An 11,571-nucleotide genomic window follows, 5' to 3' on the forward strand; every position below is an offset into this window, starting at 1 on the left:
TTAAAAAATGCTTAACTGACCAGCATTATCCACAAATTTGAGGATTTTTATTACCAATTTGCAATTATTTCACCGCAGAAACTGCCAATAAATCCTGATAACTGCTCTCTTGACCATGTAGCGTTTTTAAAATCCACAACTGATGTTCAGCTTCAGCCTTCTTACCATTAAACGCTAAAACTTGCGCATACTTATAAATATCGTATTTAGACGCTAAATTTGCCACCATTCGCCCGATATGTTCAAGCTGCTGATCAGATACTTTGCTATGTGGATTAAAACCAATCCACCACACGCGCTCTTTAAACTGTGTGAGTAAGAAAATATCCTGATTCATCACTTGTTGCTGAGCTTCAGTTAAAGGTGTTTTCTTATTGATAAAGACACTTTGTTGACGATATAACGCATAGTCACGATAAATACCCCCAATCAAAACAAAACCAACGACAACAATGCCCACCGTCACTGTTGATTTAAGCTTCACTGTTGGTAGATGAGGATACTGTGCTTGGATGATGCCCAACAAAAACCCAAGTGGTAGCAAGAAATAAGCATAATGGATTGGATATTCTAATAAGGCGTGAATCAGAATGGCACACACCATCAAACTTGCGGCAATTGAAATAGGCTCTTTCACACCACGATTTAGCCAAAATAACCAACACACCACATAAAGAATGATCATTGCACCAATAGGAATACCATTCCAAATCAATAAATCCAAAATCACATTATGTGCAGTTTTATACCACTCATGTGAAGGATAAAGATCAAATGCAGCGATTTGCGCCATTCCTGTTTGATTCCACCCATAACCGAACCACGGCTGCTGTGTAATTGCGACTAGAGCCTGATTCCACATATCTAAACGCAGATAACCCGATGAAGCTCTTTGCACCACTGTCGCTGTTTGGGTAATGTCCTGTGCAGTGGATGATGCGAGCCACTGATTAAACATAGGTAAACAGGCAATTAATGCAATAAACACACCCACCCAAGCCAATAACTTCACAAAACCAAAGCGCTTGTTTTGACCAAATTGTTTAATCATTAAATAAACAAGGGTAAATATACATACTACCCAAGCTGTACGTGATTGGGTCAATGCGATAGTCAATAGAAAGATAAATGTGGCTGGAATTAAAACTATACTTGGTAATATTTTCTTTTCATAAAAATACAAACAAGCAAATAGCCCCATACAAATAAAAGTCGCCAGGTTATTCGGCTGTGCAAAATTTGCATATACTCGATTCTCACGCAAACGATTCATGAATAAAGTAAAATAATCATTAAACCCTAACCATTGACAGATTGCGATAACACTTGAAAGAATTGCCCCGAAAAATACAACAAGACAAAAGATTTTAAAGAGCTGTTCTCTTTGTCCTTTTTCACCCACTGCTAAGTTATAACCTACAACCACCATTAACCAAAACATAGTGATGTAAGCCGTACACAACAAAGCATTACTAAAATAAAGAATTTCACCAAATCCCCATTGAACCAAGGAAATGACCAATACAGGTAGAGCTAATAATTGTGGTTTGGGTATTTTGATGTCTTTATTAATAAACGTTGAAAGCAATACTAAAGCTGAAAGAAAAGTCAGCACTTCACTACCAAAGGTTGTCCATGGCATTTTATGGATCGGGAGAAGCCATGCGAGTAGAAGTAAAATAGCTGAAAGAATATAGGGGATGGCTTTCATAGGGAGAAAGTGCTAAATAATTTGGCTTATTATAGCGCTTTCATTCTTTTTTGCTTAGGGAATGATTGTACAGTTTGCTCCCTTACTAAGGTCACATTTAATATTAATTATTGCAGAGTTTTTACTTTTTGCCTCAATAATTAAATTTGTTGTTGTTTCATTCCATGAAGATGCATCAGTAATTGATTCACAGGCGGAAATAGCAGGTGCTCTAGGATTAGTTTCAGAGCTTTGATCAAATATTAAATAATAAGTATCATTTACATAGGACTTAGTTTCTAAAAGACACGCTTTTCTATCCGCATTTTTAGTGTAATTTAAATAACTAGGGACTGCTATTGCAGCCAAAAGACCAATTATCGTAACAACGATCATCAATTCAATTAAGGTAAAACCATTATTTTTTTTCATTTTTTTAAATCCTAATGCTACTTATAAATAAAATAACATTTGAATAGCATTCTGGAAATAAAACAATTTTACAGATTAAAAATGTTAGAATATTTGTCACTTCATAACACAAATTGTTGCTTGAATTGAATTTTTGAGAAAAGAGAAAATTAAATACTCAGCTAAACAAATGGTAATAATAGTAAATATCAATTCAGTTAGAAATTTACTTTTTAAATCCAATCACCTTAATACAACAAATATTTTTAATTTATACCTCGATTTACTTAAATTGCCCCACAATATTACTCATTAACTTCCTAAACCCCTAAATATTTTACTTTTTTTACATATCAGCATAAGTATAGCAACTTAAAAATAAAAGCGCCTAATGGATTTCATTAGGCGCTTTTTAAATCAATATTGATCCGTTTTCGAACTATATTGCATTATTCCAATACACATTTACCTGTTGCTACAGTACAAGTAACATCCTTACCACTACCTTTACCGTCTGCTACAGTCACACTAAATGTTTCTTCAGTTTTAACACCTGCAGTATGCCCAGTAATAGCACATTTATCTGTTGTAAAATTAGCAGCCAGTGGTTCTGCTGTCACACCATCAGGGTCGTTTGCCCATAGGATGTATTGACTAGTAAAGTTTTTACCAGCAGCCATACATGATTGATCAACTGCACGTGCTGTATAATTTTGATAAGCAGGAATCGCAATCGCAGCAAGAATACCGATAATCGCAACAACGATCATTAATTCAATAAGTGTAAAACCTTTTTGAACTGATTTCATAACATTTCTCCAATGTTTTAAAAATTTTTATAGCTTTAACAAGCAAATTTATTTGACTGCTTCGTGTGGAAAAAACAAGCAATCGTTTGGTAACAATTTCATTCTAATTGGAATGTAACGCTTTACAAGATTTTTTTTAATTCTTATTTTTTTACGTAATTTCTCGTTAAAAAGTGACATTTCTTGTCACTTTTTTAGTGATCTAGTTCAAAATTATTGGATTATTTGATAATTCATTCATTGTATCAGCTTTTTGCTGACTCTGTTGTTCATTATAGAATAAATTCAATACCTTACCAATTTCTATCACCCCATTTTCGAGTGCAGATCGATATTGTTTACTTTTAAGTTCCGCGATGATTTGGTCACAAATCTGTTGCCAAACTTGCTGTGTGGTTGCTTGCTTAATCCCACGATCTATCACAACTTCAACTGTTTGCTCGCATAAATTTAGATATAACAACACACCACTATTATATTCCGTATCCCACACACCCAATTCTGCGAAAAGTTGTTGTGCTCTTAAACGTGTATTTTGTCGGTAGGCTTGATGACTTGGAATATACCCTTCAATCACTACCTGTATTTCGCCAACATGACCTTGCTCAGCCTGTTTAACCGCCTGTGCAATTTGTTGTTGGTCGGATTTTGAGAAATAGCGTTTAGATGCTGGCATATAGAAAAAGTGCTTTAACCAGCGTTTAAAACTTGGTTGCATCTGCTCCTGTAATTTAGGTTCAGTCAGAATTTCTGTTGTTTCAGTTTTCGTTACCATGAGCCTGATGCACCTCCGCCGCCAAAACCACCACCGCCACCGCTATAACCACCACCGCCTCCAAATCCACCACCACTGCTTCCACCTCCCCCACGTCCACCGCCAGATAAAAACATTTGGAAGATTAATTGTGCAAATGAGGTAATCAGTAAGAAGAATATTCCAAAACCCATGATGAGGCTCATTACAATGCCTGAACCATAAATGAGCCCAGCAGCGAAAGCAGTCACACCAGCAACGGAAGCACTTAAGCGATTTCCAATAATAAATGAAGCAAATACACCAACAACGAGAATGATTAAAGCCGTCGTGAAAGTTCGGTCTTTTGTTTCTTGCTCTTGCACTGCTTGCGCTTGACGTTCTTTTAATTCATCAGCAGCTTGTTTGGCAATCTCTGGATCAAGATTGAGAATACGCTCGATTTCATTGACACCTGATTGTAAACCTTGTGCATATTGTCCTTGTTTAAAATAAGGTGTGATTTGATTACGGATAATACGACTTACAACAATGTCAGGCAGTACACCTTCTAGGCCATAGCCTGTTGCAATATGAATTTTATGATCATTCACCGCAACAGCAATCAATAAACCATTATCTTGTTTTGCTGAACCCAATTTCCATTGCTCAGCAACACGCATGGCAAAATCAAAAATATCTTCTTGTCCAGTCGTTGGTACAATAATAATACCGACTTGCGCTTTACCTTGACGGTAAATATCTCGAATCTGCTGATCTAAATTTTGTTTTTCCGCTGCCGAAAGTATATTGGCTTGGTCTACAACAGGTTGATTTAAAGTTGGAATATTTCGAGTTGTTTGCCCATCTGCCATATCATTGCTGACTTGGACTTGATTTTGGGAATTCGTTGATTGATTAGTATTATTAGTTGGCTGCTGTGGCGGTGGGGTAACGGTATTTGGGCCAAGAACATTGGGTATGTTTGCATTAGGAGCAACCTTACCCGATATAACAACATCTTGTGCCTCTTGATCATCTGTTGCCGTTGCTGTTTCAGCCCACACCAGCGATTGAACGGAAAAAATCAGTCCAAAGAGTACAAATAAGTATGTACCAAGCTTCTTAAATCCTGATTTTTTTTGCCATTCAACCATAAAACACCTTTATTTTAATTATCCACGTTCAGTTTCATATTCTCAGACAGAAAGCATTAACATGTTAAGTCATTAATTAAAATTGACTGTTGGTGCTTTTGATGCGCCAGCCTCTGCACTAAAGTTTGGTTTTGCTTTCATACCAATCACTTTAGCTGTCATCGCCTGAGGGAACTGACGTACATAAGTATTGTAATCTTGCACAGATTCCACATAACGCGTACGCGCGGTACTAATACGGTTTTCTGTTCCTTCTAATTGCACTTGTAAATCACGGAATTGCTCATTGGCTTTTAAATCAGGATAATTTTCGGTAACAGCCAATAAACGTGATAACGCACCTGTCATTTGTGACTGAGCTTCTTGGTATTTTTTAAATAATTCAGGATCGTTTAATACTTCTTTATCAACTTTTAAGCCCGCAACATTGGCACGTGCCTCTGTTACTTCGGTTAATACTTTTTCTTCATGCGTTGCATAACCTTTTACTACATTAACAAGGTTAGGGACTAAATCGGCACGACGCTGGTATTGGTTTTCAACCTCTGACCATGCTGCTGTCACAGATTCATCTTTGGCTTGTAATGTATTATAGCCACAACCTGAGAATGCCAAAGTACTTGCGAGAGTGAGAGCAAGTAAGCCCTTTTTCATTGAATTGATCATTTATTTTTCCTCGAAGATATTTATTTGTATTTGTTGATTTATCAGCATTCTATACAGTTTTATTCAAAGTTTTGTTTAATTTCTGCTATTTCAGTCACAAATTTAGATTTTAGGCCTATCAATCATAGTACAAACATGCTTTTAAATATGTATCTCGTTGAAAAGATTATCTTAGATTTTTTTAAGAATATAATTTTATAAATCAACCAGATAAATATTTATTAAAATATAGATTCCGTACTAATTTTAATCCTACTCAATATAATTTTTAAATTCATTATTCTTTTTGATGAAAAATAAGTTCTTAGATAAAATTAGCATTAAAAATACAAAAAGCCACCCGAAGGTGGCTCTATTTTAGATCAAATGATCATTCTTCATCTTTCTTTGCATCATCAGTTTCAGGTAAATCTTTCACTGCTTCTGCAATCAAACCAAACATATAGTTACCATACGCATTGGTTTTATCATAATGGAAACGCAAACGAGGTGTGATGCGCGTTTTAATGCGACGGCTTAGTTCATGGCGCAAGAAACCTGATGCTTTATTCAATACATCCAAAGTTTCTTTATTTGCAGCTTCACTTTGCTCATCACCAAGTTCACGCCCCATTACAGTGACATAAACTTCAGCATAACCCAAGTCTGGGCTGACTTTCACAGCAGAGATGGTCACGAGACCACCTAAGCGTGGATCTTTCAGCTCTTGGCGAATCAGTTCAGATAACTCACGTTGTACTGTATCCGCCATACGCTTAAGACGTTGACTACCCGCCATTAAAGACTCCGTTTAATCAACTGAACATCATAGACTTCGATTTTATCAAGTGCTTTGATGTCTTTGTAGCCTTTAACTGCAAGACCACATTCCATACCTGCACGAACTTCTTCAACCACTTCTTTATAACGACGAAGAGATTCAAGCTCGCCTTGGAACACAACCACATCATCACGAAGTACACGAATTGGTTTGTTACGATGTAATACACCTTCAAGTACCATACAGCCTGCAGCCGCACCAAATTTACTTGAATGGAATACTTCACGTACTTGTGCAACACCCAGAATCGTTTCACGATGTTCAGGTGCAAGTTTACCGCTCATCGCCGCTTTAACATCATCAATCAATTGATAAATAATGCTGTAGTAACGAATGTCGATACCATCTGCATCTGCTTTTTGACGAGCAGCGCTGTCAGCACGTACGTTAAAGCCTAATAATACAGCTTCTGAAGATTCAGCAAGTGTAACGTCAGATTCAGTGATTGCACCTACACCTGAACCAATTACACGTACTTTAACTTCATCAGTCGCAAGCTCTGCAAGTGCCACATGTAAAGCTTCTAAAGTACCACGTACATCTGTTTTCAATACCACGTTGACGATAGGCACATCTTTCTTGCCCATAGAAGCCATGATATTTTCAAGACGCATCGCACTTTGACGCTCAAGACGTTTTTGACGTTCACGATCCATACGCGCATCAGCAACCTCACGTGCTTTTTTCTCGTCATTTACAACAAGAACTTCGTCACCTGCCATCGGCGCTTCTGGAAGACCTAAAATTTCCACTGGAATTGAAGGACCTGCAGATTTAATACGATTACCGTTTTCATCTACCATCGCACGAACACGACCGTAAGATGCACCAGCAAGAACTAAATCACCCACATTCAACGTACCGTTTTGAACAAGAATAGACGTTACCGCACCACGGCTATTGTCTACACGTGCTTCAATAACAACACCTTGTGCCGCACCTTCTTCAGATGCTTTCAATTCTAACAATTCAGCTTGAATCAAAATAAGATCAAGAAGTTCATCAATACCTTGACCAGAGTGTGCTGAAACCATTGCTACTGGTACATCACCGCCCCATTGTTCAGGTACGATTTCTTTAGTCGTTAATTCATTCAATACGCGATCTGGATCAGCAGATTCTTTATCCATCTTGTTAATCGCAACGATGATTGGCGTACCAGCAGCACGTGCATGATCGATTGCTTCAGCAGTTTGTGGCATTACACCATCATCTGCAGCAACAACAAGAACAACGATATCAGTCGCTTTCGCACCACGAGAACGCATCGCAGTAAATGCCGCATGTCCTGGTGTATCTAGGAAAGTAATAATACCTTTCTCAGTTTCAACATGGTATGCACCAATATGCTGTGTGATACCGCCCGCTTCACCTTGAGCCACTTTAGCACGACGAATACGGTCAAGAAGCGAGGTTTTACCATGGTCAACGTGACCCATGATTGTAACCACTGGCGCACGTGTTGTTTGCGCACCACGTGCTTCTTCTGCTGCTTCAAGTAAATTATCTTCAGCTTGAGTATCCGATACACGAACTGGGTTATGGCCCATTTCTTCAACAACAAGTGCTGCGATATCTTGATCAATTGCTTGGTTCTGAGTAACCAATTCACCCATTTTCATGAGAGATTTAATAACTTCACGAACTTTGACTGCCATTTTCGCAGCTAAATCAGCAACAACGATCGTTTCACCAATTTCAACATCATACACTTGTTTTTTAACTGGTTTTTCAAAGCCATGCTTGTTTGCCTGGCTGGTTTTTAAACCACGTTTGTGATGATTTGAACTAAAGCTTTGCTCTTCTTGACCACGACGACCGCCTTTTTTCACAGTACGCGTATTTGCAGTATTCGTACCACGCTTAATTTCACGGTCTTCTTTAGCAAATGAATCTTCATAAGCTTGACCAACAAGGCCAGCAGCTAATGGAGAATCATCTACAACACGAATCGTCGTCGTTGAATCATCAGAAGAATACTTAGACGCCATTTGACGCATTTGCTCAAGTGTACGTTGTTGAGCTTCTTCTGCTGATTTACGGCGTGCTGCTTCTTCAGCCGCTTTCAATTGAGCAGCTTGAGCTTCACGTGCTTTCTTCTGTTCTGGTGTTTCAACAGCTTTCACTGTTGCTTTGGTAATTGGCTTATTGGTCGATTTGCGTTTTACCACAACTGCTGCTTTTGGTGTTTCTTTTGCAGCAGTTTGTTGTTTCGCAGCCGCACGCATTTTCTCTAAATTCGCTTTTGCTGAGCTTTCAGCTTTTTCACCATCTTTAGAGACAACTTCTGCTGTAGGCGCTTTTTGTGTAACTTTTACTTGAGCATCTGCTTGGGCTTTTGCCAAAGCTTCTGCTTTAATTTGCTCAGGGTCTGGCTTGGTAAACGTATGCTTCTTACGAACTTCTACGTTAATAGTTTTAGCCTTACCTGAAGTACTTGCAACTTTAGCAGTACTGGTTGTTTTACGTTTCAACGTGATTTGTCCTGCACGCCCTGTATCTTGACCATGTGATTTTTTCAAATGGTTGACAAGGACATCTTGCTGTTCAGTAGAAATTTTATCTTCAGCCTGTTTTTGTGGCAATCCAGCTTCACGCACCTGATCAAGGAGCTTTGAAACAGGAAGTCCTACGCTGACCGCTAACTCTTGAATTGACTTATCCGTCATGTATTACCTCCTAGTTAAACCATGATTCACGTGCTTTCATAATCAATTGACCTGCTTTTTCAGCACCTAAGCCTTCGATATCTGCAATATCATCAGTTGCTTGGTCAGCCAAGTCATCGACTGTTACCACACCACGAGCTGCTAAAGCATGTGCAATTTCAGAAGTCATTCCTTCCATTGCAACAAGTTCTGGACTTGGGTCCTGAATATCTTCTTGCTCTTTTAATGCATCAGCTAAAGCTGCTTCTTTTGCACGACTTTGTAGTAATTCAACAATATCTGCTTCCAATTCGATTTCATCGAACGTTTCTGCAGGTACATAAGCAATCTCTTCAAGTGAAGTAAAGCCCATTTCTACTAAAGCCATTGCAAGATCTTCTTCAATATCAAGACGTGTTACAAACATATCTAAATATTGTTGAGCCTCATTTTGTTGACGAGCACGATACTCATCTTCAAGCATCATATCTAACTTATAACCCGTTAGTTCTGACGCTAAACGAACATTTTGACCTTGTGAACCAATTGCACGTGCAAGTTGATCACTGGTTGCAAAAATAATATCAGCAGTACGCGCATCTTCATCAATCACAATACCCGACACATCAGCTGGCTCTAAAGCACTTGCGATATACTGAGCAGGATCATCAGACCATACAACGACATCAATACGCTCACCATTTAATTCTGATTGTACAGCTTGGATACGTGTACCACGCATACCAATACATGCACCAACAGGATCGATACGATGATCATTGGTTTTTACTGCAATTTTCGCACGAACACCTGGTTGACGCGCTGCTGCTTTAATTTCAATGATTTCTTCAGAAATTTCTGGAATTTCTTTTTTCATTAAAGCAATCAACATGTCAGGTTTTGCACGTGACAATAACAATTGCGCGCCACGACCTTCACGATTTACATTATAAAGGATTGCGTTCATACGTTGTTTTGGACGAAGAATTTCCTTTGGAATCATCTCTTCACGTGCCAAATATGCTTCAGCATTGTCACCCAAGTCGATAATGAAGCCATCTTTGGTTTGTTTTTTCACTTCACCGTAGATTAACTCACCCACTTTAGCTTCATAAGCATCCGCAACCAATGCACGTTCTGCTTCACGAATCTTTTGGACAATCACTTGTTTTGCAATTTGAGCCGCAATACGACCAAAATCAATTGAAGGCACTTCGAGTTCACGAATATCACCAATTGACCATTGTGCAGGATCAACATCAGAAATCGCATCTTGACATGCAGGCATTTCATGATCTTCATCAGCAACAACTTCCCATTGACGGAAAGTGCTATAGTCGCCTGTTTTACGATCAATTTCTACACGTAACTGAGCTTCTTCCGAATTCGTTCCTTCGTAGAATTTCTTTTTAGTCGCTGCAACCAAAGCCTGTTCTAGCGCTTCAAAAATTGCTTCACGACTCACACCTTTCTCATTACTAACCGTTTCAACGACGGTGAGAATTTCACGTGCCATAAGTCACCTATTTATTCAGATTTCTATTTCTGGATTAATCCTGAAAGATCAAATTCGCTTTGTCTATATTATTACTATCAATCTCAAGTACTTGTTGTTCAACTTCGACTTGGATGAGTTCACTTTCTAAATCTACAGCAACCAATTTTGCTTGGAACTTACGACGATTCTCAACCGCAGCGATCAAACGAAATGCAACTTGTTGACCGATATAATTCTGTAATTGTGCCAATTGGAAAAACGGACGATCCCAACCTGGTGATGAAACTTCTAAAGCATATTCACCTGAAATTGGATCATGTACATCTAAAATTGCGCCAACTTGCTGAGTCACACGTACACAATCTTGTACACCAATCCCACGACCCAACTCAACCTCACCATCTTCATTCATGATCGGTTCAGCATTTTCTGGAACGTCTTTATCAATGTAAATACGCAATAAAGACTTCTTACCTTGAGGAATAAATTCAATCCCCCAAAGTTCTACGCCACACGCTTGCACTGCAGGAGTAATTAAATCTTGGAGTGCTTGAGTTTTATTTGATAGCTTCATTTACTCTCGTCATATTTGTGCGATTCAATCGCTCATCGGACCAATTCAAACTTACTATAGTGAAGCATGTCTTTTTGACCAATTGATGTCCACACTACACGATAAGCCAATAAAAAAGGGCGTAATCGCCCCTATTATCGCACAATAAACCATAGGCTCACTATGCAAAAAGACCCACCTATATGTGAGCCCTTTTAGAAACTTGGTAGCGGGAGCTGGATTTGAACCAACGACCTTCGGGTTATGAGCCCGACGAGCTACCAGACTGCTCCATCCCGCATCAACGTTGCAAAATTATACACAAGAATTAAAAAAATTCAATCAAACTTAATTTACTGAAAATCATCTTCTTGCTTGATTAAGTTGCACCTTAATCTAAATGGTAGCGGAGGCTGGATAAACCAACAACCTTCGCGATTTTATGAAGAGCTGAGCCTGATGGACAAACAACTTTAACAACAAATCACTTTTCTACACATCATAAAACTTGGTAGCGGGAGCTGGATTTGAACCAACGACCTTCGGGTTATGAGCCCGACGAGCTACCAGACTGCTCCATCCCGCA

At 38.7% G+C, this 11,571-nt stretch carries 10 protein-coding genes and 2 tRNA genes; all 12 read right to left on the reverse strand.

Annotated elements, in window-relative coordinates; genetic code table 11:
* Nucleotides 1-64 precede the first annotated feature (64 nt).
* Entirely contained in the window at nt 65-1,711 is a 1,647-nt protein-coding gene (locus GGG_RS0117280; protein WP_010117229.1) for an O-antigen ligase, read from the reverse strand.
* Between the two features lie 54 nt (nt 1,712-1,765).
* The gene (locus GGG_RS21585) at nt 1,766-2,122 is read right to left on the reverse strand and encodes a type IV pilin protein (protein WP_010117230.1); all 357 of its coding nucleotides are present in this window, start codon (nt 2,120-2,122) and stop codon (nt 1,766-1,768) included.
* Between the two features lie 428 nt (nt 2,123-2,550).
* Nucleotides 2,551-2,910: a prepilin-type N-terminal cleavage/methylation domain-containing protein gene (locus GGG_RS21590; protein ID WP_010117231.1), complete on the reverse strand. Its 360-nt coding sequence runs from the start codon at nt 2,908-2,910 to the stop codon at nt 2,551-2,553.
* A 202-nt stretch (nt 2,911-3,112) separates the two neighbouring features.
* Nucleotides 3,113-3,685, reverse strand: coding sequence for a TPM domain-containing protein (locus GGG_RS0117295; protein WP_010117232.1), 573 nt, complete (start codon nt 3,683-3,685; stop codon nt 3,113-3,115).
* The gene (locus tag GGG_RS0117300; protein ID WP_010117234.1) at nt 3,679-4,800 is read right to left on the reverse strand and encodes a YgcG family protein; all 1,122 of its coding nucleotides are present in this window, start codon (nt 4,798-4,800) and stop codon (nt 3,679-3,681) included. The genes GGG_RS0117295 and GGG_RS0117300 overlap by 7 nt, the downstream gene beginning before the upstream one ends.
* Before the next feature lie 72 nt (nt 4,801-4,872).
* Nucleotides 4,873-5,463, reverse strand: coding sequence for a LemA family protein (locus tag GGG_RS0117305; protein WP_029574674.1), 591 nt, complete (start codon nt 5,461-5,463; stop codon nt 4,873-4,875).
* A 373-nt stretch (nt 5,464-5,836) separates the two neighbouring features.
* Nucleotides 5,837-6,244, reverse strand: coding sequence for a ribosome-binding factor A (locus GGG_RS0117310; protein WP_010117238.1), 408 nt, complete (start codon nt 6,242-6,244; stop codon nt 5,837-5,839).
* A complete protein-coding gene (gene infB, locus GGG_RS0117315) occupies nt 6,244-8,955 on the reverse strand; it encodes a translation initiation factor IF-2 (RefSeq protein ID WP_010117240.1) in 2,712 nt (903 codons plus the stop codon). The genes GGG_RS0117310 and infB overlap by 1 nt, the downstream gene beginning before the upstream one ends.
* A gap of 10 nt (nt 8,956-8,965) precedes the next feature.
* A complete protein-coding gene (nusA, locus tag GGG_RS0117320) occupies nt 8,966-10,450 on the reverse strand; it encodes a transcription termination factor NusA (RefSeq protein ID WP_010117242.1) in 1,485 nt (494 codons plus the stop codon).
* 34 nt (nt 10,451-10,484) lie between these two features.
* On the reverse strand, nt 10,485-11,006 hold the full coding sequence (gene rimP, locus GGG_RS0117325) for a ribosome maturation factor RimP (protein ID WP_010117243.1): 522 nt from the start codon (nt 11,004-11,006) through the stop codon (nt 10,485-10,487).
* A gap of 203 nt (nt 11,007-11,209) precedes the next feature.
* Nucleotides 11,210-11,286: transfer RNA gene (locus tag GGG_RS0117330), tRNA-Met, on the reverse strand.
* 208 nt (nt 11,287-11,494) lie between these two features.
* Nucleotides 11,495-11,571 (reverse strand) — tRNA-Met (locus GGG_RS0117335).

Source organism: Acinetobacter sp. P8-3-8 (assembly GCF_000214135.1).
Taxonomy (GTDB): Bacteria; Pseudomonadota; Gammaproteobacteria; order Pseudomonadales; family Moraxellaceae; genus Acinetobacter.

Excerpts from the sequence above, each read along its gene's own strand:
- rimP (WP_010117243.1), bottom strand. The coding sequence starts at position 11,006 with ATGAAGCTATCAAATAAAACTCAAGCACTCCAAGATTTAATTACTCCT.
- GGG_RS0117295 (WP_010117232.1), bottom strand. The coding sequence starts at position 3,685 with ATGGTAACGAAAACTGAAACAACAGAAATTCTGACTGAACCTAAATTA.
- GGG_RS21585 (WP_010117230.1), bottom strand. The coding sequence starts at position 2,122 with ATGAAAAAAAATAATGGTTTTACCTTAATTGAATTGATGATCGTTGTT.
- infB (WP_010117240.1), bottom strand. The coding sequence starts at position 8,955 with ATGACGGATAAGTCAATTCAAGAGTTAGCGGTCAGCGTAGGACTTCCT.
- GGG_RS0117310 (WP_010117238.1), bottom strand. The coding sequence starts at position 6,244 with ATGGCGGGTAGTCAACGTCTTAAGCGTATGGCGGATACAGTACAACGT.
- GGG_RS21590 (WP_010117231.1), bottom strand. The coding sequence starts at position 2,910 with ATGAAATCAGTTCAAAAAGGTTTTACACTTATTGAATTAATGATCGTT.
- GGG_RS0117280 (WP_010117229.1), bottom strand. The coding sequence starts at position 1,711 with ATGAAAGCCATCCCCTATATTCTTTCAGCTATTTTACTTCTACTCGCA.
- nusA (WP_010117242.1), bottom strand. The coding sequence starts at position 10,450 with ATGGCACGTGAAATTCTCACCGTCGTTGAAACGGTTAGTAATGAGAAA.
- GGG_RS0117300 (WP_010117234.1), bottom strand. The coding sequence starts at position 4,800 with ATGGTTGAATGGCAAAAAAAATCAGGATTTAAGAAGCTTGGTACATAC.